Source organism: Streptomyces sp. RK9 (assembly GCF_045070545.1).
In the GTDB taxonomy this organism is placed as follows: domain Bacteria; phylum Actinomycetota; class Actinomycetes; order Streptomycetales; family Streptomycetaceae; genus Streptomyces; species Streptomyces alboflavus.
The window spans coordinates 525,840-551,846 of record NZ_CP173705.1; the positions used below are offsets into that span (position 1 = coordinate 525,840).

At 74.7% G+C, this 26,007-nt stretch carries 12 protein-coding genes and 1 pseudogene; 10 read left to right on the forward strand and 3 right to left on the reverse strand.

The features are described 5' to 3' along the window. Nucleotides 1-23: 23 nt before the first annotated feature. Both AB6L24_RS39850 and AB6L24_RS39855 read right to left on the reverse strand, forming a co-directional pair. Nucleotides 24-1,259, reverse strand: a complete 1,236-nt coding sequence (locus AB6L24_RS39850) for a serine/threonine-protein kinase (RefSeq protein ID WP_405664432.1) — start codon at nt 1,257-1,259, stop codon at nt 24-26. A 160-nt stretch (nt 1,260-1,419) separates the two neighbouring features. Continuing rightward, nucleotides 1,420-3,045: a serine/threonine-protein kinase gene (locus AB6L24_RS39855; RefSeq protein ID WP_405664434.1), complete on the reverse strand. Its 1,626-nt coding sequence runs from the start codon at nt 3,043-3,045 to the stop codon at nt 1,420-1,422. 584 nt (nt 3,046-3,629) lie between these two features. Between AB6L24_RS39855 and AB6L24_RS39860 the strand changes: the two are divergent. From AB6L24_RS39860 to AB6L24_RS39895, 8 genes and pseudogenes are all read left to right on the forward strand, one after another. Next, nucleotides 3,630-4,490 (forward strand): annotated as a pseudogene (locus tag AB6L24_RS39860) (FHA domain-containing protein); the annotation flags it as partial. A gap of 426 nt (nt 4,491-4,916) precedes the next feature. Continuing rightward, nucleotides 4,917-8,468 (forward strand): FtsK/SpoIIIE domain-containing protein, encoded by a 3,552-nt coding sequence (locus AB6L24_RS39865; protein WP_405664541.1) that lies wholly within the window; start codon nt 4,917-4,919, stop codon nt 8,466-8,468. A gap of 710 nt (nt 8,469-9,178) precedes the next feature. After that, nucleotides 9,179-10,579: an ABC transporter substrate-binding protein gene (locus tag AB6L24_RS39870; RefSeq protein WP_405664436.1), complete on the forward strand. Its 1,401-nt coding sequence runs from the start codon at nt 9,179-9,181 to the stop codon at nt 10,577-10,579. A 7-nt stretch (nt 10,580-10,586) separates the two neighbouring features. Beyond that, the gene (locus AB6L24_RS39875; protein WP_405664438.1) at nt 10,587-11,969 is read left to right on the forward strand and encodes a carbohydrate ABC transporter permease; all 1,383 of its coding nucleotides are present in this window, start codon (nt 10,587-10,589) and stop codon (nt 11,967-11,969) included. Continuing rightward, complete coding sequence (locus AB6L24_RS39880) at nt 11,966-12,880, forward strand: carbohydrate ABC transporter permease (RefSeq protein WP_405664440.1); 915 nt, start codon at nt 11,966-11,968, stop codon at nt 12,878-12,880. The genes AB6L24_RS39875 and AB6L24_RS39880 overlap by 4 nt, the downstream gene beginning before the upstream one ends. 269 nt (nt 12,881-13,149) lie before the next feature. After that, complete coding sequence (locus AB6L24_RS39885; protein WP_405664442.1) at nt 13,150-14,160, forward strand: class I SAM-dependent methyltransferase; 1,011 nt, start codon at nt 13,150-13,152, stop codon at nt 14,158-14,160. Nucleotides 14,161-14,477: 317 nt separating this feature from the next. Continuing rightward, the gene (locus AB6L24_RS39890) at nt 14,478-15,563 is read left to right on the forward strand and encodes a hypothetical protein (protein ID WP_405664444.1); all 1,086 of its coding nucleotides are present in this window, start codon (nt 14,478-14,480) and stop codon (nt 15,561-15,563) included. 55 nt (nt 15,564-15,618) lie between these two features. Beyond that, nucleotides 15,619-18,528: a stealth conserved region 3 domain-containing protein gene (locus AB6L24_RS39895; RefSeq protein WP_405664446.1), complete on the forward strand. Its 2,910-nt coding sequence runs from the start codon at nt 15,619-15,621 to the stop codon at nt 18,526-18,528. Here AB6L24_RS39895 and AB6L24_RS39900 read toward each other — a convergent pair. Then, entirely contained in the window at nt 18,504-20,663 is a 2,160-nt protein-coding gene (locus AB6L24_RS39900; protein WP_405664448.1) for a CDP-glycerol glycerophosphotransferase family protein, read from the reverse strand. The two genes, AB6L24_RS39895 and AB6L24_RS39900, sit on opposite strands and share 25 nt — an antisense overlap. A 179-nt stretch (nt 20,664-20,842) precedes the next feature. Between AB6L24_RS39900 and AB6L24_RS39905 the strand changes: the two genes are divergently transcribed. Both AB6L24_RS39905 and AB6L24_RS39910 read left to right on the forward strand, forming a co-directional pair. Beyond that, nucleotides 20,843-24,364, forward strand: a complete 3,522-nt coding sequence (locus AB6L24_RS39905) for a CDP-glycerol glycerophosphotransferase family protein (protein WP_405664543.1) — start codon at nt 20,843-20,845, stop codon at nt 24,362-24,364. Next, a complete protein-coding gene (locus AB6L24_RS39910) occupies nt 24,361-25,944 on the forward strand; it encodes a hypothetical protein (RefSeq protein WP_405664449.1) in 1,584 nt (527 codons plus the stop codon). The genes AB6L24_RS39905 and AB6L24_RS39910 overlap by 4 nt, the downstream gene beginning before the upstream one ends. Nucleotides 25,945-26,007 lie beyond the last annotated feature (63 nt).

Here is a 26,007-nt window from a genome sequence, read left to right on the forward strand (position 1 = left end):
TCCCCCGGCGGCGGGCCCGGGGCCTACGGGACCGGCGGCGCCGAGTTCCTGTTGTCGGGGGTCGCGGGGTCGCCCTCGTCCCCGGACGTGGCGTACCAGGCGCCCGCGCCCACCGCCGCGGCGAGGACGACGCCCGCCACCCCGAGCGTGATCCGGCGGCGCTTGGCCGAGGCGCGGTGGCGGGCCGAGCCGGGGCGGACGGTGCCCGTGGCGCGGGGGGCGCGGGCCGTGCCGCGGGCGCCGCCCGCCAGCTCGTCGGGGGCGGGGACGCGCATGGAGGTGTGGGTGTCGCGGTTGGCGTCGGCGGGCGCCGCGCCGGGGACGAGGGGCACGGCTCCGCGCCGCGGGGGCCTCTCGTGCGGCTCCGGGGACGTCTCCTCGTACGGCTCGTCGGTGGGCTCCGCCTCGGGCTCGTCGACGTCCAGGGGCGGCATGCCCGCGAGCAGGGGCAGCTGCTCGCGCAGCCGGTCGCCCAGCTCGGAGGCGCGCAGGCGGGAGGCCGGGGCCTTGGCCAGGCACTGGACCATGAGCTGCCAGAGCTCGTCGGGGATGCCGGGCAGCGGGACCACGGTCTCGGTGACGTGGCGGCGCAGGACCGCCCCGGGGTGGCCGCCGCCGAACGGCGTGAAGCCCGCGAGCAGCTCGTACAGGACGGTGGCGAGGGCGTAGATGTCGACGGCCGCGCGCGGGGGCAGGCCCTCGATGATCTCGGGGGCCAGGTAGTCCGGCGTGCCGATGATCTTCGTGGCGCGGGTGCGGCGCGGCGAGTCGATGAGCTTGGCGACGCCGAAGTCGGTGAGCAGGGCCGGGTGCGAGCCGCCGGGGCCGAGGGGGCCCTGCATGTCGAGGAGGACGTTCTCGGGCTTCACGTCCCGGTGCACGATCCCCGCCGCGTGCGCCGCGGCGAGCGCGTCGGCGACGTCCGCGACGATCGCGACGGCGGCCTCGGGGGCGAGCCTGCGCTCGCGCTCCAGGCGCGTACGCAGATCCGTGCCCCGTACGAGGTCCATCACCAGGGCCAGGTCGTTGCCGTCGACCACCAGGTCGTGGACGCCCACCACGCGCGCGTGGTCGAGGCTGAGCAGCGCCGTGCGCTCCTGGACGAAGCGGCCGACGAGTTCCTGGTCGGACGCCAGGTCCTCGCGCAGCAGCTTGATGGCGACAGGACCTTCGGGACCTTCGCCGAGCCACACCGTGCCGGCACTGCCCCGTCCCAGAATCTGGTGGGCCGTGTACCGGCTGCCGATCTTCCGTCCCAAGACTGCTCCTACGGATGTGTGTTGGCCCCAAAACTACGCGGCCAGGGCACCAACCATCACATCCGCACGGGAAATCACCCCGCAGGAGTCGACAAATCAACAGAGTCGGCCGGGTTCGGCTCCCGAACCCGGCCTTCTCCCCGTTCCCGCTCGGTCCCGCTCAGTTCCCGTTGATCTTGCTCGACCAGTCGGACACCGTGTTGTAGACGTCCTTGATCTGGTCCCAGTAGCTCTTCGTCGTGCCGATCCAGTCCTGGAGCGGGCTCAGCTCCCAGACCAGCCAGCTCGCGACGAACAGGATCACGAGCACGACCAGGCAGCCCTTGAGGCAGCCGAGGCCGGGGATCCGGGTCCGGTTCGGGTTCGGCTGGCGCTGGCGGCGCGGCTCCGGGGGCGCGGGCTGCGGCGGAGCGGGCTGCTGGGGCGGCGGCTGGTACGGCTGCGGCTGCGGCGCGTACGGCTGGGGCTGCGGCTGCATCTGGCGCGGCTGCTGCGGCGGCTGGTACGGCTGCGGCTGGTGCTGCGGGGCGTACGGCTGCGGCTGCTGGGGCTGCTGCGGGCGGGCCACCTGGCGCTGCGGACGGCGGCGCAGCGGGTCCTGGCTCGGGTCCAGGTACTGCACCTGCGTCTGGTCGTTGCGGTCGCGGGCCGCCCGCATCTGGTTCTGCCAGGGGTGCGGGTCGTCGGGGTTGCCGCCCGGCTGGCCGGGGCCCACGGGCGGCATGACGGCCGTGGGGTCCGCGTTCGGGCCCTGGGGGCCGCCGGTGTGCGGCAGCACGCTGGTGGCGGCGGCCGGGTCGTACCCGCCCGCGTTGGTGTTCGGAAGGACCTGGGTGGGGTCGGCCGCGCCCGGGGTGTCCGGGACCGGGGCGGGCGCCGGGTCCGGGGCGAGCAGCGCGGCGACGCCCTCCGCGGCGGCGATCTGCGCGGCGCTCGCGTGCACCCCGATGCCGTCGGCGACGGCGCGCAGGCCGCGCGCCAGGTTCTCGGCGCTGGGGCGGCGGTCGGGGTCCTTGCTGAGGCAGCGCTCGATGACCGTCCACAGCGGGTCGGGCACGGTGGAGGGGCGGCGCGGCTCGGCGCTCAGGTGCTGGTGCAGCACTTCGAGTGCGGAGCCGCCCGCGAACGGCGGCCGTCCGGTGACCAGCTCGTACAGCAGGATGCCCGCGCCGTAGATGTCGACGGCGCTCGTCTGCGGGCGGCCCTCGGCGGACTCCGGCGCGACGTACGCGGGCGTGCCGACGAACTCCTGGGTGCGGGTCAGGCCCGGGGAGTCGGCGAGGCGGGCGATGCCGAAGTCCGTGAGCATCGGGTGCATGCCGCTCGCGTCCTGCTTGACCAGGACGTTCGCGGGCTTCAGGTCGCGGTGCACGACGCCGTCGGCGTGGCTCGCGGCCAGCGCGTCGGCGATCTGAGCGGTGAGCAGGGCCGCCGCGGCCGGTGTGAACGGGCCGTTCTCGCGCAGGTACTTGTGCAGGTCCGGGCCCTCGACGAGGTCCATGACCAGCGCGAGCAGATCGCCCTCGACGACCAGGTCGCGGGTCCGCACGATGTTCGGGTGCGTCAGCCTGAGCAGGACGGAGCGCTCCCTCAGGAAGCGCATCACCACGTCCGGGTCGTTGGCCAGCTCCTCCTTGAGGACCTTGATCGCGACGGTCTCGCCGGGCTGGCCGGGAACGGCCGCCTCGGCGCCCGCGGTCTCCCGCTGGCGGGCTCGCCAGACGGTGCCCGTGGCGCCGCGCCCGAGCGGCTCCTCGAGCAGGTACTTGCTGCCTACCGGCCGCACGTCATGCGCTCCCTGCTGATCTGGCTGGTCTGTGGTCCTGCGGTGCGTTCGCGCCGCCCCGCTGCGCGGTGGCGCCGTCCCGCTGTCCTTGCGGTGCTGGTGTGCTGCTCGCCGCCCCGTCGTCCGGTACAGCGTTCCGACCCACTGTAGTGCCGCCGAACGGGGCACCGTCCGACGATCTTGCGCCTCCTGGCGGCCGGAATCGGACCCACGACGGACCTTTGTTCGGAGGGAAGACGCTGGACCAGCGCGGTTGGTTGCCGAGAGGACGCGGTCGACTGCCGTGGGACCCGGAAACGGACTTCGGTCCCGGCGTCGGTCCTGAGCCCGCCGCCCAGGGACCCCGGGTCCACCACGGTCCCGTGGCCATCACCGCCCACATCGGTCCGAGCAGGCACTTTGCGGGCACGTTTCCGAGCAGAGCCGACCAATCAAGATCAAATGCGGGTGGGGGGCGGGCGTGTTGTCAGTGGCAGGTGCGAGGATGCTGTCCGTACTGGCCGACGTGCCCGTGTGCGGTGGGGGGAATCACAGCGCGAGTCCCCGTGCCGGGCGCCCAGCGCAGGAAGGGACCGCTGACGGCGATGCAGATCCGGCTGACCGTCCTCGGGCCGCGTGGCGGCCAGACCGAGCCGGGGGGACGCCCCGCGGCGGCCTGCGACGTGCTCGTCACCGCCCCCGCCGGGACCGCCCTCGCCGCGGTCGCCTCCGGCCTGGCCGCGGCCGTGACCTCGGGCGAGGGCCCCACCGTCCTCTACGCCCAGTCGGACCGCCTCGACCTCCAGCGCTGCACGCTCGGCGAGCCGCCCCTGGTCGACGGCGCCGTCCTCTCCGTCGGCACCCCCGCCGAGCCGGGCCCCGACCTGGCCGAGGCCACCGCCCGGCTGCACGTGGTCGCGGGCCCCGACGCGGGCGGCGTGCACCTGCTGCACGGCGGCCAGATCCGCGTCGGCCGCTCCGGTCAGGCCGACGTCCCCCTCGACGACCCGGACGTCTCCCGGCTGCACTGCGCGGTCACCCTGGACCCGGACGGCCGCGTCACGGTCACCGACCTCGGCTCGACGAACGGCACGACGGTCGACGGCCGCGCCATCTCCGACCGCCCGGTCCGCCTCCCCTCCGGCTCCCTCCTGCGCGTCGGCGAGTCCGTGCTCCGCCTCACCGCGGGCGACGCCGTGGACGACCCACTGCCGACGGCCTCGGACGGCGAGGGACATGTGCGGGTGCGGATCGCCGCCCTGGAGGGGACGGGGGTCCCTGTGCAGGGGGCGAGCGCCCCGGGGCGGGGCGTGGCGGGTCCTGGGCATGGGGTGCCGGTGGGTCCGGGAGACGGCGTCGGGGTGCCGGTGGGTCCGGGACACGGTGCCGGGGTACCGGTGGGTCCGGGACACGGGGTCCCGGGCGGGGCTGGGGCCGCAGCTGCCGGGGACGGGTGGCAGCCGGGGCCCGGGGGCGGGGATGAGCGGCCGGAAAGCGGCCGGCGCGGGGATGGGCGGCCGGAAGGCGCCCGGCACGGAGATGGGCGGGCGAGCGGCGGCTCGACTCAGCATGCGTACGGTTCGGCGGGCTGGGGGGCTGCCGAGGGCAGTGCGGGCGGGCATGAGGGTGGGCCCGGGAGTGAGGGCGGGCGTCTGGGTACGTCGGACGGTGCCGGAGCCGCTGGGGCTTCTGGGGCGCCCGGGACGCCTCGGGCCACGGGGGCGTCGGCGGCTCACGGGGTGCCTGGGCCCAGGGGGACGTCTGCGTCCGCGGGGCTGTCCGGAGCACGCGGGGCGTCCGGTGCTCCGGGGGCTTCTGTGGTGTCGGGTGGGGCTGGCGCTCCCAGGACCCCTGCGATGCCGGGTGTGCCCGGAACCCCGGGGGCCTCTGCGATGCCGAGTGCGCCTGGGGCTTCGGGGGCCTCCACGGTGCCCGGTGCACCGGGCACTTCGGGGGCCTCCGCGATGCCGGGTGCGCCGCGGGCCTCTGCGATGCCGGGTGGGCCTGGCGCTCCCGGGACCCCTGCGGCGCCGGGTGCACCGGGGGCCTCCGCAATGCCGGGTGGGGCTGGTGCTCCCGGGACCTCTGCGACGCCGGGTGTGCCCGGTGCTCCAGGAGCCTCCACGATGCCCGGTGCGCCGGGCACTTCGGGAACCTCTGCGACGCCGGGTGTGCCGGGCGCTCCCGGGGCCTCTGCAACCGGAGGCATGCCTGGAGCCCACGGAGCACCTGTGACACCAGGGATGCCTGGAGCGCACGGAACCTCTGCGATGCCGGGCGCGCCCGGAACCCCGGGGGCTTCTGCTGTCCCCGGGGCCCCTGCTGCCCCGGGGGGGCCTGCCGCCCCCGGGACGCCCGGGGCCCAAGGAACTCCTGCGCCCGCCGCACCACCCGCACACCCTGCTCACCCGGCAGCGCCCGGGCACTCCGGGCACTCCGGGCACTCCGGGAACCCTGCGGCTCCCACGCCCCCCGTCGCATCGGGGATGCCCCCGGCCGCTTCGGGGATGCCCCCGGCCTCCCCCGCCTCTCCCGGCACCGCCGCCTCCCCCACCCCTCCCGAGACACCCGTGGTGCCGCAGCAGGGCGGGGCTCCGGAGAAGGAGCGGCACCGGGCCGGTACGCCGCCGCGCGGGACGACCGTGCCGCGTGGGGTGCGCAAGCGTGGCGGGCTGTCCGCGTGGGCGCGGCGGCTGGCCGGTGGGCGGGGCGAGGAGGCGGAGCGGGAGCACGCCGCGTACGACGAGACGTATGACGGGCCCCGGAACGCGGAGGCGTACGAGGACGGGTGGCCGGGCGGGACGGAGGCTGCGGGCGCCGGTGGGACGGCCGACGCGGGCGCGCGGGTGCCCGAGGCGTGGCCCGACGCGGCGGCGCTGCTCCTGACGGCGCTCGGGCCGGGGGCGCGGCTCTGGGAGCGCGGCCCCGGGCACCCGGAGGCGCTGACCGTGCGGCTCGGCACGGTCGACCGGGCCGCCCCGGGCGCGGACGGTCTCGTGCCCGCGGTGCCGGTGACGGTGAGCCTGCGGGAGGCGGGGGCGCTGGGGCTCGCGGGGCCGCGCGGACGGCTCGCGGGCCTGGCGAGGTCGGTGCTCGCGCAGTTGGCGGCGCTGCACTCGCCGGGCGCCCTTGAGATCGTCCTGATCAGCACGGACCGTACGCGCACGCCGAGGCAGCGGGCCGACGAGTGGGCTTGGCTCGGCTGGCTGCCGCACGTCAGGCCAGGCCACGGGCAGGACTGCCGGCTGCTGCTGGCGTACGACAGGGAGCAGGCGGCGGCCCGGACGGGCGAGTTGCTGCGGCGCCTCGACGAACCGGCTGAACCGGCCGGAGCGCAGGCGGGGTTCGGGGCGGCATCCGGTCGACCGGGGGCCTTCGGGGGCCCGTTGGGCGGGCACGCCGAGGGCGTGCTTCCGGCCGGGCCGCGCACGGTGGTGGTCGTGGACGGGGATCCGGGGTCGGCCGGGCTGCGGGAGGCCGCCGTGCGGCTCGCGCGCGAAGGGGCCGGGGCCGGGATCCATGTGGTGTGCCTGGCCGAGACGACGGCGGCGTCGCCCACGTCGCCGGTGACGGACACGTACGAGGCGGCGTGCGAGGTGTCGCCCGCGTTCCGCGCGTGCGGGGCGGCGGCGCTGCTCAGCGGGGACGTGGCGACGGCGCTGCGGGTGCTGCGCACGGCGGAGGGGCGGCCCGCGGGGAACGGCACGGTCGCCGTGGTGGACGCGGTGTCGGCGGCGTGGGCGCAGCGGTTCGCGCGGGCGCTCGCGCCGCTGCGGCCCGACGGGGCGGGGACGGAAGGCGGGCAGGCCCGGGTGGCCGTGCCGCTGCCCCAGTCGGCGCGGCTCCTGGACGAGTTGGGGCTGGCCCGGGCCACGCCTGCCTCGCTGATGGCGCGGTGGGCGGCCGCCGCGGACGACACGCAGGCGCTGGGCGGGCGGGCCTGGGCGGTGCTCGGGGCGGGGGCGCGCGGGCCTGTGGTCGCGGACCTCGTCGCGGACGGCCCGCATCTGCTGATCGAGGGGCCCACGGGCAGCGGACGCACGGAGCTGCTGCGGTCCGTGGCGGCGTCCCTCGCGGCGGCCGAGCGGCCCGACCGGCTCGGGATCGTCCTCATCGACGGCCGCGACGGCGGACCGGGCGGCGGGTCCGGGACGGGCGGGAGCGGGGGCGGCATCGGGGTCGGAGGCGGGGAGCGGCCGGGTGACGGTCTGCGGGCCTGTACGGAGCTGCCCCACGTCACCACGCACCTCGCCGCCAACGACCCCGTCCGGATGCGGGAGTTCGCGCAGTCCCTGACGGCCGAGCTGAAGCGGCGGGCGGAGTTGCTGGGGCGGGTGGGGTTCGCCGAGTGGCACACGCAGCAGGAAGTGTCGGGGCGGATGGTCGCGCAGCGGTCTTCCGGGGCGGAGGCCGGGGGGTCGCTCGGGGTCGGGCGTGCGGGTGGAACGGGTGGGGCCGAGGGGGTCGGCGGGGCGGGTGGCGCTGCCGCGTCAGGCGGATCTCGTGGCTCTGGCGGCCTAGGCGGGTCCGGCGGGTCCAGTGACCCCGGCGGGTCCGGCGGCTTCGGCGGGTCCAGCAGGTCCGGCGGGTCCGGCGGGTCCGGCGGCTTCGGCGGGTCCAGCAGGTCCAGTGGGTCCAGCGGCCCCGGCGGATCCGGTGGCCCCGGTGGCCTTGGTGGATCCGGGGGCCCTGGTGGCCTTGGTGGATCCGGGGGCCCTGGTGGCCTTGATGGCCTTGGTGGATCTGGGGGCCCTGGTGGCCCTGGTGGATCCGGTGGCCCTGGTGGATCCGAGGGCCCCAACGGCCCCCGCGGACCCGGCGGTCCTGGCGGCCCCCACAGCACGAGCACCCCCGACAGCGGGGACCTCGACTCCCCGACGCGCGCCACCATGCGGCTGCGTCCCGTCACGGCGGGGCGGGCCGAGCCCGGGCCGCCGCTGGCGCGGCTCGTCGTGCTCGTGGACGACTTCGACGCCTTGCTCGCGCCCGCGCTCGGGTCGCCCGGGCGGCCCGCAGCCGGGTCCGTGGTGCGGGCCCTGGAGGCGGTGGCCCGGGACGGGGAGCGGCTCGGCGTGCACCTGGTCGCGGCCGCGCGGGGGGAGCGGGTCGGGGCCTCGGAGGTGGGGCGGCGGGCCGGGCTCGTGGTCGCGCTCGACGCGGTGGGGGCCGGGGCGGACGATCCCGCTCCCGGGCGGGGTGTGCTGCGGGGCCTGGACGGGCGGGGGGTCGCCTTCCAGGCCGGGCGGGTCACCGGGCGGATTCCGCGGACCGCGACGCTGCGGCCCACGGTGGTGCCCCTCGAGTGGGAGCGGATGGGGGATCCGCCGACGCGGAGGCCCGTGCGGGAGCTGGGGAACGGGCCTACGGATCTGGCGCTCCTCGCCAGCGCGCTGGAGCGCGCGGCGCGTTCGGTGTCGGCGGAACGGGTCCCTTCCTTGCTGTGAGCCCACCCCGGGCCGGGGGCCGGACAAGGAACCCCTCCCACCAGGGGCGCCCTCGGCCCAGGCTGCGCCCCTCCCCCCGTCGCCCGCTGCGCGGCCCAACTGCCCACAGCGGGCCGGGGGCCGGACAAAGCCCACCCCACATCGATGCACCGTCGGCCGGGGCTGTGCCCACCCGTTCCGCCCTCTGGGCGGACCAGCTGCCCACAGGGTGGGACGGCAGTCAAGCAGCCCCCACCCCGGCGGGACGGTAGGCGCCCCGGCCGCGAGCCGCACGGGCGACGCGGCCGCAACCACCCTGCCGCCCGCGAGGGCAAGGCACGTCCCACGATCACGGGCGGGTGGGCGGGAGAGTCACCGCGCAGCGGTGGGACGGAGGGCACTGGGGCGCGAGCCGCGCCGGGGGGGTACTGCCCCAGCCACCCCGCCGCCCGCAAGGGCAAGGCGCGTTCCACAGTCACGGGTGGGTGGGTGGGGAAAACCGCCGCGTCAGCGGTGGGGCGGAAGGCATGGCCCCCGCGCAGGAACAGGTGGGGCCAAAGGCGTACGGAAGCCCCGGCGGGCCTCGTCCACAAGGGCGCCCGCGCCAGATGACGGCACGTCACAACGCCATCACGATCACCGACTTGGCGCCGTAGACCATCTTGCCGCCCCTGACCACGCGGGCGTAGACAGACGCAACGGGACCTGTCGGGGAAGAGAACGGGGCAGTGATGCGCAGCACTCTTCGTACACGCACACCCAGTACACGTCGCGCTCGTCGCACGCGTGGGACGGCCGCCAAGACGATCGCCGCCGTCGGCGTCCTCGCGCTGGGGCTCAGCGCCTGCGGAGGCGACGACAAGGACGACGACAAGGCAGGCGGTGGCGGCAAGGAGAGCGCGGCCGCCGTGCAACTGCCCGAGCTGGACGGCGAGAAGGTGTCGGTGGCCGCCGTCTGGGGCGGCGCCGAGCGGAAGGTGTTCCTAAAGGTCCTGGACGAGTTCGAGAAGCGTACGGGCGCCGAGGTGTCGTTCGTACCGGCCCAGGACCCGATCATCAGCTTTCTGGAGTCGAAGGTGGCGGGCGGCCAGCCGCCGGACGTGGCGATGCTGCCCCAGGTCGGCGCGATCGAGCAGGCGGTGCAGAACAAGTGGGCCAAGCCGGTCGGGCCCGAGGCACGAAAGCAGCTCACGAAGAACTACGCGCAGGGCTGGCAGGACCTCGGCGCGGTGGACGGCAAGCAGTACGGCGTCTACTTCAAGGCCGCCAACAAGTCCCTGATCTGGTACAACACCGAGGTCTTCACGAACGCGGGCGTCAAGGAGCCGAAGACCTGGAAGGAGTTCATGAAGACCGCGCAGACGGTGTACGACTCGGGCGTCACGCCGATGTCCGTCGGCGGCGCGGAGGCGTGGACCCTCACGGACTGGTTCGAGAACATCTACCTCTCGCAGGCGGGTCCGGAGAAGTACGACCAGCTCGCCCAGCACAAGATCAAGTGGACGGACCCGTCCGTCAAGGACGCCCTGACGACGCTCGGGGAGCTCTTCGGGAAGAAGGGGTTCATCGCCGGGGGCGCCGACGGTGCCCTGCAGACGGAGTTCCCCGCGTCCGTGAAGCAGACGTTCACCGGCGGCGACCAGCCGAAGGCGGGCATGGTCTTCGAGGGCGACATGGTGTCCCTGTCGATCGCGGAGACCAAGGCCGAGGTGGGCAAGGACGCGAAGGTGTTCCCGTTCCCGGCGGTCGGGGACGAGTCGCCGGCCGTCGTCGGCGGTGACGCGGCCGTGGCGCTGAAGAACAGCAAGGGCGCGCAGGCCCTGCTCACGTTCCTGGCCACCCCGGACGCCGCGAAGATCTGGGCGGAGGCGGGCGGTTTCGTGTCGCCGAACAAGGCCCTCGACCTGAAGGCGTACCCGAACGACGTGCAGCGCGGCATCGCCGCCGCCCTGATCAAGGCGGGCGACGACATCCGCTTCGACATGTCGGACCAGGCCCCGCAGTCCTTCGGCGGCACGCCCGGAAAGGGCGAGTGGAAGGCGCTGCAGGACTTCCTGAAGAACCCGAAGAACGTCGCGGGCACCCAGCAGACGCTGGAGGACGCGGCGGCCAAGGCGTACAAGAAGAGCTGACGGGGCGATGACGACCCCGGATGCCGGGGGCACCGCGGCGGTGCCCCCGGCCCACTCGACGCCGCACACCTCCAAGACCGGCCCGCGCGGGGCCGGTCCCCGCAGGAGCGTCACCGGAACCCGCAAGACGGTCGCGGTGCTGTTCCTGCTGCCCGCCCTCGTCCTGCTCGGCGCGCTCGTGCTCTATCCGATCGGCTACTCGGTCGGCCGCAGCTTCTTCGACAAGGCCGGTGACTTCGCCGGGCTCGACAACTACGAGACGATGTTCTCCGACGACGGGATCCGTACCGCCGTCAAGAACAACGCGATCTGGCTGGTGGCCGCACCGGCGCTGACCACCGCGCTCGGCCTGATCTTCGCGGTCCTCACCGAACGGGTGCGCTGGGGCACGGCGTTCAAGCTCATCATCTTCATGCCGATGGTGATCTCGATGCTGGCGGCGGGCATCATCTTCCGGCTCGTGTACGAGTCCGACCCCGACCGCGGCGTCGCCAACGCCCTGTGGGTGGGCGTGCACGACACCTTCGCCGAGTCGTCCGGCTTCCCGCAGGGCCACCCCGGCGCGCGCTCCCCGCTGGAGAACGCGAGCGGCGGCGCCTTCATCACCAAGGAGCCGGTGCGGGCGGGCGAGCCGGTGGCGCTGCCGCTCACCGGTGTGCCGCCGGACCAGATGCCCGACGACGCCAAGTCCGCGAAGCCCGCGTCGGCCGACCCGGGCAAGGTCACCGGCACGGCCTGGCAGGACTTCACCCGCGGCAAGGGCCGGGGGAAGCTGAACGCGCCGGACGCCGCCGAGTTCGGCTACCCCGGCATCAAGATCGAGGCGGTCAAGGGCGGCGAGGTGGTGGCCTCGACGAAGGCCGCGGCCGACGGGACGTTCAGCCTGCCGAAGGAGGCCGACGGGGCCCAACTGCGCTATCCCGCATCGAACTTCCGTGAGCCGTACAACGGTGTGGACTGGCTCGGCCCCTCGCTCATCACGCCCGCCATCATCGGCAGCTACATCTGGATGTGGGCCGGGTTCGCGATGGTCCTGATCGCGGCCGGGCTCGCGAGCGTGCCGCGTGAGCTGCTCGAAGCGGCGCGCGTGGACGGGGCCAACGAGTGGCAGGTGTTCCGGCGGGTCACGGTGCCGCTGCTCGCGCCGGTCCTCGCGGTCGTCGTGGTCACGCTGATGATCAACGTGATGAAGATCTTCGACCTGGTCTTCGTGATCCCGCCGGGCTCGTCGAAGGACGAGGCGAACGTGCTCGCGGTGCAGCTGTACAACTCGGCGTTCGGCGACCGGGACGCGGGCGTGGCGAGCGCCATCGCGGTGCTCCTCTTCCTCCTGGTGATTCCGGTGATGCTGTTCAACATGCGGCGCATGAGGCGGGAGGGGCGGCGATGAGCACCCAGGGTGAGACGGCCAAGAAGCCGCCCGCGCAGCCGGTCACGGTCGTCAAGGCCAAGCAGTCCCTCGGCAGCCGGATCGCCGCGATCGTCAGCGGCAGTGTGCTCCGGGTCTTCCTGGTCGTGGTCGGCCTGTTCTGGCTGGTGCCGACGCTCGGTCTTATGCTCGGCTCGCTGCGGACGACGCAGGACATGAGCGAGAGCGGCTGGTGGAAGGTCTTCGGCAAGCCCTCGCAGCTGACGTTCGAGAACTACTCCAACCTGCTCGAGGACGAGACGATCACCGACTCGATCCTGACGAGCGTGTCGATCACCGTGCCCGCGACGCTGCTCGTCGTGGTGATCGGCTCGCTGGCGGGGTACGCGTTCGCGTGGATGGAGTTCCCGGGCCGCGACTGGTGGTTCCTCGGCGTGGTCGGGCTGCTCGTGGTGCCGGTGCAGGTGGCGCTCCTTCCGGTGGCGAAGCTGTTCGGCGAGATCGGGATCTTCGAGTCGACGACGGGCGTGGTGCTCTTCCACACCGCCTTCGGCCTGCCGTTCGCGATCTTCCTCCTTCGGAACTTCTTCGCGGAGATCCCGCGTGAGCTCCTGGAGGCGGCCCGGCTCGACGGGGCCGGGGAGCTGCGTCTCTTCCTGCGCGTGGTGATGCCGCTCGGCGCGCCCGCGATCGCCTCGCTCGGCATCTTCCAGTTCCTGTGGGTGTGGAACGACATGCTGATCGCGTTGATCTTCGCCGACGCGGGCAGCCCGCCGATCACGGTGGCGCTCCAGCAGCAGGTGCGGTTCTTCGGCGACAACGTGCAGATCCTGGCGCCGGGCGCGTTCATCTCCATGGTCATCCCGCTGGCGGTGTTCTTCGCCTTCCAGCGTCAGTTCGTGTCCGGCGTCATGGCGGGCGCCGTCAAGTGACGGGCGGCGGGCTTCGGCAAGTGACGGGCGGGCGACGTCGACAAGTGACGGGCGGGCGACGTCGACAAGTGACGGGCGGGCGACGTCGACAAGTGACGGGCGGGTGACGTCGACAAGTGACGGGCGGGTGACGTCCGGGGGAAAGGGGGCCCAAGGAGTCGGGGGCGTGTCGTGCCGCTTCGGCGGCGTGTCGTGCCGGTTGTGGTGTCCGGCGGATCATGGCCACTACGGTCGATCGCGGCGCACTGCCCCCGACTCCAGGACTTGACATGCCCGAAGCCTCCGCTTCCGTACCGACGTCCGCCCAGGAATTGGACGACCTGCCGCTCCCGCCCGACCTCTCCTCCGTGAAGGGCTGGTTCCACCCCGCCGACCAGGTGCTCTTCGACTGGTTCCTGAACCGCCAGCGGGACCTGGAGGAACCCGGCGACCTGCTCGAACTCGGCGTCTACCTCGGCAAGAGCGCGATCTTCATGGGCGATTTCCTGCGCCCCGGCGAGACCTTCACGGTCTGCGACCTCTTCGACTCGCCCGCGCCCGACGACGCCAACTCCAAGGAGATGAACCGCTCGTACGCGACCCTCACCCGGCGCGCCTTCGAGGCCAACTACCGCTCCTTCCACGACGAGCTGCCCGCCGTCGTGCAGGCGCCCTCGTCCGGCATCACCGCGCACGTCCGCGCGGACAGCTGCCGCTTCGTCCACATCGACGCCTCGCACCTGTACGAGCACGTCCACGCCGACATCGCCGCCGCCCAGCGCCTGCTCCGCCGGGACGGCATCGTCGTCCTGGACGACTTCCGCGCCGAGCACTGCCCGGGCGTCGCCGCCGCCACCTGGGGCGCGGTCGCCACGACCGGCCTGAAGCCGCTGTGCATCACGGCGACCAAGTTCTACGGGACGTGGGGCGCCTACGACGCGGTGCACGGGGAGCTGAAGGCGTTCCTGGAGGGCCGGGACGACATGTGGCACGGGGCGGAGGAGGTCGCGGGGCAGCCGATGATCCGCATCAGCGGCGGGAAGGCGCGGATGCCCGCGCATCCGGTGTCGCGGCACGCCTCGGCGGTGCCGGGGCAGGCGGCGGGCGCGGAGGGGGCCCCGGGTGCGGCGGCGGCCGCCGGTGCGGAGCGGGGCAAGGGCGCGGCGCAGGCCACGGCCGTCCAGCAGCCGCCGGGCAAGCCGGCCCGGCGGACCGGCGACAACCGACGCCCCAAGGGGCGGGGCCTCGTCTCGTTCCTGAGCCGCCGGTTCTGGCCGGAGGCCCTGAGCCGCCCGAGCTGACCGCCGGACCTGGCCGGAGGCCCTGAGCCACCGGACCTGACCACCGCGCCTAAGCGCTTTGCTGGAAGTGCCGCGCTGTGCCGTCGTTCTGCCGCGGCGCCGTCGTGGCTGGTCGCGCAGTTCCCCGCGCTCCTTCGGGGCGCCTCCCTGCCGCAGCGAACGTCACCCGAGCCGCTTGGACCGCCGAGCTGAAGCCACGGAACCCGAACCACCGCACCCGGCCCGGCGCCCCTCCCCGGCCGCTCGCACCGCCCCGGTCAGGCACCAGGCGCGTGCCGTACCGATGAATTCTGGGTTAATAGCGGCAAAGTGGGGCAATGCGCCACGACCCCGCACGCGGGCCCGCCCCCGGCCCCCGCCCTCCCCTCGGCCCGCGCGGCCCACGCGGCCCGCTCGGCCCCCTCACCCCCCATGCCCGCCGCCTCGCCGCCCTCGCCCGCACCGCCCGCTTCCGCCTGGAGCGGGCCACCGCCGGGCGGGGCACCGGGCCGGACGCGCTGCTGCCCCCGCCCGCGCACCTGTCGCTGCGGGACAGCCGCACCCTCAACCTCGCGCTGGCCGCGCCCGAGCCCGGCCTGCGGACCGCCGAGCTCCTGATCAGCCGCGGCCACCGCCGCTTCCGCGTCCCGCTGGCCGTGGAGCGCGACACCGACGGCGGCCCCCTCCTGACGGCGACGGTGACCCTGCGCGACGCGCTGGACGCCGCCCCAGTCGCCCCCGGCACGCCCCGCACGCCCCGCACGCCCCGCGCGCCTCTCATCCAGGGCACCCCCACCCCCCTCCTGACCGAGGGCGTCTGGCGGCTCGCCGTCGCGACGAGCGGCGCCGACGGCCGCGTACGCCGTCGCGGGCTCGCCCTCGCCGACGTCGGCGCCCCGCCGCCGGGCCCCACCGCGCCGCACGCGCCGAGCCCCCGCACGGGCACCCTGATCCGGGTCGTGCGCTGTCGTGGCGGGCGGGCCGCGGTGCAGGTCACGCGGTCGCGGCCGCGGGCGGAGCTGGTGCGGTTCGTGCCGCGCGGGGACGGCATCACGGTGTACGGGCGGGTGGTCGCCGGGCCCAGGGGGCAGGCCCTGACGCGGTGGGCGGCGCGGGCCGTGCGGCGCCGCGACGGCCTGGTCGCGCCCGTCGAACTCGTCTGGGACGGGGACCGGTTCAGCTTCGCGCTGCCGCTCGGCGCGATGGCGGGCGCCGATCCGGGCCAGTGGGTGTGGGACTTCCGCGTCGGCGAGCTTGGCCTCGGGCGGCGCCTGACCGACGTACGCGATCTGCCGTCGGCGTTCCCCACGCCGTTCCGTCTGGTCGCGCTGCCCGGGGGGCGCCTGGTGCGCGCGCACCCGCATCTGACCGCGTCCGGCGCCTTCGCCGTGACCTGCCTGGACATCACGGAGGAGACCTCGTGATGCGCCCTACCCGCCAGAACCGCCGGAACCGCGTGCGACCCGCTGAGGAGACGTCTTGAAGATCACCTACCTGCTCGGCTGGGGCGACGAGATGGGCGGCACCGAGCTGGCCACGTACACCCAGGCGCTGCACCTCGCCGAGCGGCACGACGTCGAGGTCGTCTCGGTCTTCCGCACCCGCGCCGAGCCGTTCTTCCCCGAGGCGCGGCAGGTGCCCGTGCGGTATCTGGTGGACCGCACGGTGACGCCGGAGCGGCCGGTGCGGGAATCGCGGCTCGACGAGGCGGCGTGCCGGACCCTCGCCGCGCTGCCGAGCGAACTCATCAGGCCCGCCTGGGAGTCGGCGTTCGACCGCCTTTCGGATGTGGAGCTGACGGCGGCCCTCAGCACCCTCGACACGGACGTCCTGGTGACGACGACGCCCGCGCTGCTCGCCGCCGCCGTCGGCCTCGTGCCGCCGCGCGTGGTGACCGTCCACCAGGAGCACCGCCCCACCCAGCGCCGGGGCCCCTCCGGCGAGCCGCTGCTCCTGCACGCGCCGCGCCTGGACGCCCTGGTGACGCTGACCGGGCGGACCCGGGACTGGATCGCGGAGTCCCTGGGCGCGACCGCGCCGGAGCTCGCCGTGATCCCCAATGCCGTGCCGGACGGCTTCCGGCCGCGCGCCGACGGCGAGAGCAAGGTCATCGTGATGGCGGCGCGGCTGACCGGCGAGAAGCGCGTCGACCACGCCGTGCGGGCGTTCGCGCGGGTCGCGGACGCGCACCCGGAGTGGTCCTTGCGGATCTTCGGCGGCGGGCACCGCGAGCAGAGCCTGCGCCGGCTGGTGGACGCCTTCGGGCTCCAGGACCGGGTGGAACTCCTCGGCCCCTGCCAGGACATGGCGTCCGAGTGGGCGAAGGCGGGCCTGTCCCTGATGACGGCGGGCCACAACGAGGCGTTCCCGCTGGTGCTCCTCGAAGCGCTCGCGGCCGGGGTGCCGGTGGTGACGTACGACGTGCTCACAGGACCGGCGGAGATCGTCCGGCATCGGGTGGACGGACTCCTCGTGCCGCCCGGCGAGATCGGTGAACTCGCCGCCGCCATGGACGAGTTGATGTCGGACGACGAGCTGCGGCGCGGCTGTGCGCGGGCGGCGAGGGAGGGTGTGTACGCGCGGTTCTCCTCGGCCGGGGTGACGGCGCTGTGGGAGGAGCTGTACACGCGGCTCGTAACGGGGCGGGACCGGCCCGAGCGGCTCGCGGGGCGCGCGGACCGGGTGGCGCTGGGCGTGGCGTCGGGCGGCTGCGGGTTCCGGCCGACGGCGCCGCACACCTTCAACGCGGACGCGGGCGCCGACGAGCGGGCCCGCGAGGACGAGATCATCGCGGCCGCCCCCGACGGCCGGGTGATCCGTTCGGTGGGCCGCCTCGCGGAGTGCAGGGACGACGTGCTCGCGCCGCGCATGGCCGAGTGGAACCTCGACGTCACCGCGACCGCCCTCGAATCCCGGCAGGTCCCCTACGTCCTGGTGCGCACCGACGGCACGGCTCACACCCTCGCCGTGGCCGAGGACGACCGCGACCGCGCCCTGAAGGCCCTCGCGGAGGCGCTGCACGGCGAGCCGGTCTACGCCGAGCTGGTCAACCCGCGCGACGCGGCGCCCGGCGCGGTCCTCGCCGAACGGCTCGACGGGATCGGCGAGTTGGCGGGCGTGAAGGTGTTCAGGCCGGTGACCACGACGACGCTGTCGCTGCGCCACGGGGTGCAGCAGGCGTGCACGGTGGCGTTCTGGCCGCGCGTCCAGGACCCCGGGGCCACCGAAGCGCAGGACTCCCCCGACGCCGAGGCCGACCCCGATGCCCCCGCCGCGCCCCCCGCGCCCGACCTGTCGTGGCGCCGCGCCCCCTTCGGCAGCACCCTCGCCGGGGCCGAGCTGCCCTCCCTCGCCCCCACCGCCCGCCTGCGCGTCGGCGCGCGCGACTACCCGACCCTCGACGTCTTCACCGAGCGCCTCATGAACGACGCCGACTTCCCCGTCGACGCCGTCTACACCTGGGTCGACGACTCCGACCCCGACTGGCGCGCCGCCCGCGCCGCCGCGCTCGGCGGCAGCACGGACGACGCCGACTCCTCGGCGGACAGCGGCACGGTCCGCTTCCGCAACCGCGACGAGCTGCGCTACTCCCTGCGCTCGCTTGCGATGTACGCACCGTGGGTGCGGCACGTGTACCTCGTCACCGCAGGACAGGTCCCCGACTGGCTCGACCGCGACCACCCGGGCCTGACCGTCGTCGACCACCGCGACCTGTTCGCCGACCCCTCCGCCCTGCCGACCTTCAACTCCCATGCCATCGAGACCCAGTTGCACCGCATCGAAGGCCTCGCGGAGCACTTCCTCTACTTCAACGACGACATGTTCCTGGGCCGCCCGACGACCCCCGGCACCTTCTTCCTCGGCTCCGGCCTGCCCAAGTTCTTCTGGTCGTCGGCGTCCGTGCCCGGGCTGCCGGTGGACGCGGCGGACGAGGGCTATCTGGCGGCGGCGAAGAACAACCGCGAGCTGCTGCGCCGCGACTTCGGCCGCACGGCCACGCACTGCTTCCTGCACGTGCCGTACGCGCTGCGCCGCAGCATCCTCGAAGAGCTCGGCGAGCGGTACGCGGACGAGCTGGCCGCGACGTCCCGCGCCCGCTTCCGCGGCACCACCGACCACTCCCTGGTCTCGTCCCTGCACCAGCACTACGCGTACGTGACGGGCCGCGCGGTGCCGGGCTCGGTGTCGTACGACTTCGTGGACATCGGCAGCCGCGCCGACCACGCCCGGCTCGGGCAGCTCCTGCAGTCGCGGAACAAGACGGCGTTCTGCATCGGCGAGTCGCCCGACAGCGGGATGTCCGACGAGGAGACGGCGCTCGCCGTGCGGTCGTTCCTGACGGCGTACTTCCCGGTGCGCTCGCCCTACGAGCGGCCGGTGTCCGGGTGATCCGCGAGGAACACCCGCCGCACCACCCGCTCGGCGGCGCCCCCGTCGTCGTAGGGGCAGAACCGCTCCCGGAACGCCTTCCGCAGCCCCGTCGTCGCGTCCGTGTCCCAGCCGCCGTCCCGGAACAGCGCGGTCAGCTCGTCCTCGGTGGTCGCGAGGGCGCCGGGGGTCTCGCCCGGGCGGCCCGACAGGAGGTCGAAGTAGGTGCCGCGGGCGAGGCGGTAGGCCTGCCAGTCGGGGGCGTAGCTGACGATCGGGCGGTCCAGGCAGGCGTAGTCGAACATCAGTGACGAGTAGTCCGTGACCAGGGCGTCGGCGGCCAGGCACAGGTCCTCCACGCGCGCGTGGCCGGTGACGTCGAGCAGGCCGGGGTGGTCGGCGAGGCCCGCGTCGGCGCCGTAGAAGTAGTGCGCGCGGACGAGGACGACCCAGGACTCGCCGAGCGCGGTCGCGAACCGCTCCAGGTCGACGCGGGGCAGGAAGCCCTTCTGGTAGTCGCGGTGCGTCGGGGCGTAGAGGAGGGCCCGCTGGCCGGGGCGCACGCCCAGGCCGGCGCGGATCTCGGCGATGGCGTCGGGGCCGGTCGTGAAGTACACGTCGTTGCGCGGGTAGCCCGCCTCCAGGGCCTGGTACGCGGCCGGGTAGACGCGCTCCCACACCTCCGTGGAGTGCGGGTTGGCGGAGAGGCTGTAGTCCCACTGGTCGGTGTGGTCGAGGACCTTCTGGAAGCTGATGCCGTGCGTGCCCGCGGGGTAGCGGCGCTGGTCCAGGCCCATCTTCTTCAGGGGGGTGCCGTGGTGGGTCTGGAGGTAGACCTGGCCGGGGCGTTTGGTGAAGCCGCCGGGGAAGGAGGAGTTGTTGACGAGGTAGGTGGCGCGGGCCATCGCGCGCCAGTAGCGCCGGGAGCCCTCGATGACGTACTCGACGCCGGGCGGCACGCGGTGCTTGTGGCGGCTCGACACCACCCACACGCCCCGGATGTGGGGGGCGAGTTCGCGGGCCTTGGCGTGGATCGCGGCCGGGTTGCAGCTGACGCCGCGGTTCCAGTAGGCGCCGTAGACGGCCAGGTTCGGGTCCAGGGAGCGGCGCAGGTCGGCGTGGTAGCTGACGCGCATGGCGCGGGCGCGGACGGACTTCTTGCGGCGGGCGAGCGCCGCGCGGACGGACGTCATGCGGCCGCCCGCGCGGGTCAGGGCGCGGTAGGACGCGTACGAGCCGAGGACCAGGGCCTGCTGACGTTCCGTCATGGCCGGGCGTTCGGCGGGGCGGTGGGCGCGCAGCATGCCCGCGGCGGCCCGGAAGTACGCGGAGCGGTCGCCCGGCGCGATCCGGCCCGGGTCGTCGAGGACGGCCAGGAGGTGGTCGACGGCACGCAGGTAGAGGCGGTCGGTGGCCCCGGCGCCGTCCGTGAACAGCTCCTCGTACCGCCCGATCACCGCGAAGTGCTCCCGTCCCGGCGACTTCGCGAAGCTGCCGCCGCGCCGCTCGCGCCAGCGCACGCACACCCGGTCGAGCGCGCCGACGCGGCTTCCCGCGGCCAGCGTCGCCCGGTGCACGGGCACCACGTCCTCGTAGGCGCCCCGGGAGAAGGCGAGGCCGTGCGCGGACCAGAAGGACCGCCGGAAGACGCGGTTCCAGGCGGCGACGGTGACGGCGAGGGGATCGCCCGTGACGTCCTCGCCCGCCGGTCTGCGCACGGTCTCCCACCAGTCGGTGCGGTCGTGCCCGAAGAGCAGCACGTCCAGGCCGGGCGCGACCGTGTCGCCCTCGGCCCCCTCGGCCCCCTCGGCCCGCTCGGCCCGCTCGGCGCGCGCGATCTCGCGGTCGAGGGCCGCGAGCGCGCCGGGGAGCAGCACGTCGTCGCCGTCGAGGAACAGCAGCCAGTCGCCGGTGGCGCGGGCCGCGCCGGCGTCGCGGGCGGGACCCGTGCCCTGCCGTCGGGCGAGCCGGACGAGTTGCGCGCGCGGGTCGCGCTGCGCATACTCCGCCGCGATCGCGGCGCAGGAGTCCGGCGACGCGTCGTCGACGACGAGGAGTTCGAGGTCTTCGTAGGACTGGTCGAGGACGGACTCCAGGCATTCCCGCAGGTAGCCCTGGACGCGGTGGGCGGGCACGACGACTGAGAAGCGCGGCATGGACACCGACGGTAGTCACGCGTACACGCTCTGTCGAAGACCGCGCCTCACTCGATGGGGTGATCGCGATCCTCGTTGGGGTGAGCGGCGGCAAAGAAGTTGATCGCGACGGGCAAAAGGTGTGAATACGCCCGTACTGGGTGTTATCGCCAGCCGACTTCTACGAAAGGCCGCTCGCCGTGCAGCCCCGACTCAGCGTCGTCGTGCCCATCTACAACGTCGAGGAGTTCCTGGAGGAGTGCCTGGAGTCGATCGCCCGGCAGACCTTTGACGGTGGGGATACGAGGGGCGGCGGGGAGGTGGGGAGCGGTGGGGACACCGGGCCCGGCGGGCTCGAAGTCGTCCTCGTCGACGACGGCTCCACCGACGCCAGCCCCCGCATCGCCCGCGCCTTCGCCGCCCGCGACCCCCGCTTCGTGTACGTCCGGCAGCCGAACGCGGGCCTGAGCGCGGCCCGCAACACCGGTGTGCGGCACGCGAGTCCGGCCGCCGAGTACCTGACGTTCGTGGACAGCGACGACATCGTGCCGCACGACGCGTACGCCCGCATGATCGCGAGCCTGGACGCCAGCGGCTCCGACTTCGCCAGCGGCAACGTGTGGCGCCTGACCGAGCGCGGCCGCTCCCAGGCCTGGCAGTACCAGTGGCTCACCGCCCCGCGCACCCGCACCCACATCTCCCGCGATCTGGCGCTGCTCGCCGACCGGGTCGCCTGGAACAAGGTCTTCCGGCGCTCCTTCTGGGACCGGCACGGCTTCCTCTTCCCCGAGGGCAGGCTGTACGAGGACACACCGGTGATGATCCCGGCGCACTTCCTCGCCGCCTCCGTGGACGTGCTCAAGGACCACGTCTACTACTGGCGGGTGCGGGAGGGCTCGATCACGCGGCGGCGCACCGACGTCAAGGGCGTGCGCGACCGCGTCGCGGCCTGCGCGCACGTCAGCGCCTTCCTCGGCGAGCACGCGCCGGAGCTGAAGTCCACGTACGACGTCTCCTGTCTGCGCGACGACTTCGTGTACTTCCTGGAGGGCCTGCCGATGGGTGGGCCCGAGTACCGTGCGGCGTTCCTCGCGGACACCGCCGAGTTCCTGCGCACCGCCGACCCGGCGATCCTGCGGCGGCTCCCGGTGGACCTGCGGGTGAAGTGGCATCTGGTGCGGGAGCGGCGCACGGGTGAGCTGATCGAGCTGCTCGACCGCGAACGGCGTGGCGGCAAGGGGGCGTTCGCGGTCCGCGGCTCCCTGCGCCGGTACGCGGCCTACCCGGGCGTCGACCGGCTCCCCCGCGACCTCACCCGCCTCGACCAGAGCGAACTGCCCGCCGTGGCCCGGCTCGACGAGGCCGGCTGGGACGAGCGGGGGCGGCTGCTGATCCGCGGCCACGCCTATGTGCGCAACCTGGAGGCGGCGCGGCCCGGGCAGTCGGTGAAGGCGGGGCTGCTCAAGTCGGCGCACAGCAGGGGCCGGTTCAAGCGGGTGCCGACGCGGACCGTGGCCGCGCCCGAGGCCACCGAGCGCTCCGGGCAGCGGCTGCACTGCTACGACCTGTCCGGCTTCGAGATGACGATCGACCCCGACCAGCTCAAGTCCGGCGGCCGGTGGCGGCCGGGGAACTGGCTGCTCGGCGTGGTCGTCGCGGGCCACGGCACCGTGCGCAGGGCCGCCGTGCGCGCGGCGGACGGCCCCCGCACCCAGTCCCTGACCCGCGATCTCGGCGACGGCCTGCGCCTGGTCCTCGGCTTCAGCAAGGGGCGGCTCGTGCTGCGCGTCCAGGAGTACGCGGCGCGGGTGGACGGCCACCGCGCCGACGGCGGCGACGTGATCCTCACCGGCACCCTCACCCCCGCCGGGAACGGGAACACCGGCGCCGCCCGGCCCAAGGCCCTGCGCCTGACCCGCCCGGACACGGGCGCCGCCGTCAGCTGCCCCGTCGCCCTCGTCGACGACCGCTTCGAGGCCCGCGTGCGCCTCGCCGACCTGGAGGACGTGCCGCCCGCACCGCACCGCGCGCCCGCGCAGGTCGAGCCGCCGCACGGCGACCGCTGGGGGGCCGTCCTCGAACGGGCCGACGGCACCACGGTCCCCCTCGCGGCCGCCCTCGACCTGCCCCCGGGCCGCTACGCCACCCGCCCGGGCCGTGAGCTGTGCGCCACCGCCGACGACCGCGGCGGCCTCGTCGTCGAACTCACCCGGCGCCCCGTCGCCGACCGCGTCGACTGGTCCGACGACGGCACCCTCACCGTCGGGGGCACGGCCGCCGCGGCGAGCTGGCCGTCGGCCGAGCTCGTGCTGCGGCACAGCGGCCGCGACGACGAGGTGACCGTGCCGGTCGAACTGTCCGGCGGACGGTTCCTGGCCCGCGTCGCACCCGGGGGCGGGGTGCTCCGGGAGGGGCGGTGGTACGCGTTCCTGCGGGAGGTGGGGCACGGCGGGGCGGGCGTGCCGGTGCGGGTGCTCACGTCGGTGGGGGCGGGGATGCCGGACCACCGGGTGGTCCAGGGGCGGGAGTTCACGGCCGACCGGCGCTTCGGCGACCGGCTCCTGATCGACGCCGGGTCGGTGCTCGCGCCCACCGAGCGCGGCGCGTACCGGCGCCACCGGCTGCGTACGGAGCACTATCCGAGGGAGCGGGTCAAGAGCCTGCGCGACGCCGTCCTGTACTTCGACGGCGACTCGCCGCGCGCCGTCCACGAGGAGCTGGTGCGGCGCGGCGCCGACGTCGAGCACCTGTGGGTGACGCAGGACCAGCAGACGCGGGTCCCGGCGGGCGCGCGCGGCGTGGAGGAGCACAGCGCCGAGTGGTACGGGGCGCTCGCCCGCTGCCGCCGCATCGTCGCCGCGGGCCATCTGCCGGACTTCTTCGCGCGCCGCGAGGGCCAGACGGTCGTCCAGACCTGGCACGGCACGCCCCTGAAGCGCATCGGCACCGACCTCACGGACACCCTGTACGCCGACCACGGCCACCTCGACCTGCTGCCGCGCCTCGCCGCGCAGTGGAACGTCCTGGTCTCCCCCAGCGGCTTCGCGACCCCGCACCTGGGCCGCGCCCTCACCTACGACGGCGAGGTCCTGGAAGCCGGATCGCCGCGCAACGACGTGCTGTTCGCCGACGACCGCCACAAGGTCACCGAACGCGTCCGCCGCGAACTGGGCCTCACGCCGGACAAACGGATCGTCCTGTACGCCCCGACCTACCGCGACCACCTCGGCTTCGGCCCCGGCCGCTTCCGCTACGACCCCGCCCTCGACCTGCGCGCCGCCGAGGCCGTCCTCGGCGACGACCACGTGCTGCTCGTGCGCAAGCACCCGCTGACCTCCGGGCGGCTCCCCGGCGCCCGCGCCCCCTTCGTCCGCGACGTCACCGGGCACCCCCGCACCGCCGAACTCCTCCTGGTCGCCGATGTGTTGATCACCGACTACTCGTCCCTGATGTTCGACTTCGCGCACACCGGACGCCCGATGCTCTTCCACGCCTACGACCTGGAGCACTACCGCGACACGGTGCGCGGCTTCTACCTCGACTTCGAGTCCCGCGCGCCGGGCCCGCTGCTCGCCTCCACCGGCGAGGTCGTCGACGCCCTGCGCGACCTCGACTCCGTCTCCGCCCGGCACCGCAAGGCGTACGCGGCGTTCCGCGAGGCCTACTGCGATCTCGACGACGGCCGGGCGGCGGAGCGCGTCGCGGACAGGCTGATGCGATGACGGCCGGCACGTCGGGGACGACGACCGCGCCGGCCGCGGAGAGCCCGGCGGCTCCTGGGGTGACGACGTGGCAGCGGCGGCGCGCCCGGCTCGGCGCGACCGCCACGGGCTTCGGGATCCGCTGGCACCCGAGTCCGTACCTGGTCGTCGGCGGGCTGTTCTGGCTGGTGATGTCGCTCGCGTACTGGCGGGTGCCGATCTGCTGCGACTTCGGCCAGCACGCGGCCGTCGTCGAGCGCCTCAAGGACGACCTGCTGCACCCCCGGCACCCGATGGCCGACCTGCCGGGCGACGGCAGCGCCTACTACTCGCCGTACGCCGTCGCCCAGGCGCTGTTCGCCAAGGCCACGGGGCTCGCGGGCTGGCAGGTCGTCAAGCTCTCCGGGCCGCTGAACCTGCTCGTCCTGCTCACCGGCATCGCCCGCTTCGTGCGCGTCCTCACGCCCCGGCCCTGGGCGCCCGTCCTCGCGCTGTTCGCGATGGTCCTGCTGTGGGGCACGCGGATGGCGTGGTGGAGCGGCTACCTGGGCCTGATGTCGATGACGGGCAACCTCGGCTATCCGTCGACGTTCGGCATCGCGCTGATGTTCTGGGCCTGGGCGTGGGCGGGTTCGCTGGCAGCGGCGCCCCGGAGCTGGTGGCCGTACGCGGGCCTCGGCGCCCTGTGCGGCCTGATCCTGCTGATCCATCCGATCACCTCGGTGGCGGCGGTGATCGGCGTGACGGCGTTCGCGCTGCCGCGGCTGCGGTCGCCGCTGCGGTGGGTGCTCACCGGGCTCACCGCGCTCGCGGTGGCCACCACCTGGCCGTACTTCAACCCGCTCGCCCTCGTCGGGGACGCGAGCGTCGACTGGATCCACCGCCAGCTCTACACCGACATGCCGCAGCGCTTCTGGCTCGCCGCCCTCGGCCTGCCCGCGCTGTTCCTGCGCTGGCGGCGGAACCGCACGGATCCGCTGGTCCTGATGTTCGCCCTGGACTGCGCGGTCGTCGGCTACGGCTGGCTCAGCGGCCACTACACGTACGGCAGGATCCTCGGGCTCACCCTCGTGCCGCTCCAGTTCGCCCTCGCCATCGAGCTGACCGCGCCCCGCACCTGGGGCAACCGGCGCGCCGCCCTCGCCGGGGCCACCGCGCTCGGCGCGTTCGTCGGCTTCGTGCAGATCCAGGCGGGCGCCGTCGTGCCCCGCACCCTCGACCCGATCGGCTTCGACCAGCCGCCGCGCTGGCCGAGCTACGCCTGGGCGGCGGCGCACATGCAGCGCGGCGACGTCGTCCTGACCGACGGCTACCGGCCCATGCGCTCCGTCCCCGCGTTCGGCATCAACCTGGTCGCGCCCGCCTGGCCGGACGCGTCGCTCGCGGAGTCCGCGCGCAACAAGCGCCTGAGCGAGGTGCGCGCCTACCTCGACCCGGCCACCCCGGCCGCCGAACGCGCCGCCGTCGTCCGGCGCTACCACGTGCGCTGGCTCCTGGTGGCCCCGCAGCAGCCGCTGCCGCCGGAGGCGGTGGTGGTGGCGTGGAGCGCGCGGACCGGGGAGATCCTGGCGCGGGTGGGGGGCGGGGCGGCGCGCGGGTGAGCGGCACCTGGCCCGGTCCGAGCCGCCGTCCAGGACCCCGTCCGGGCCCCCGTCCGAGCCCTC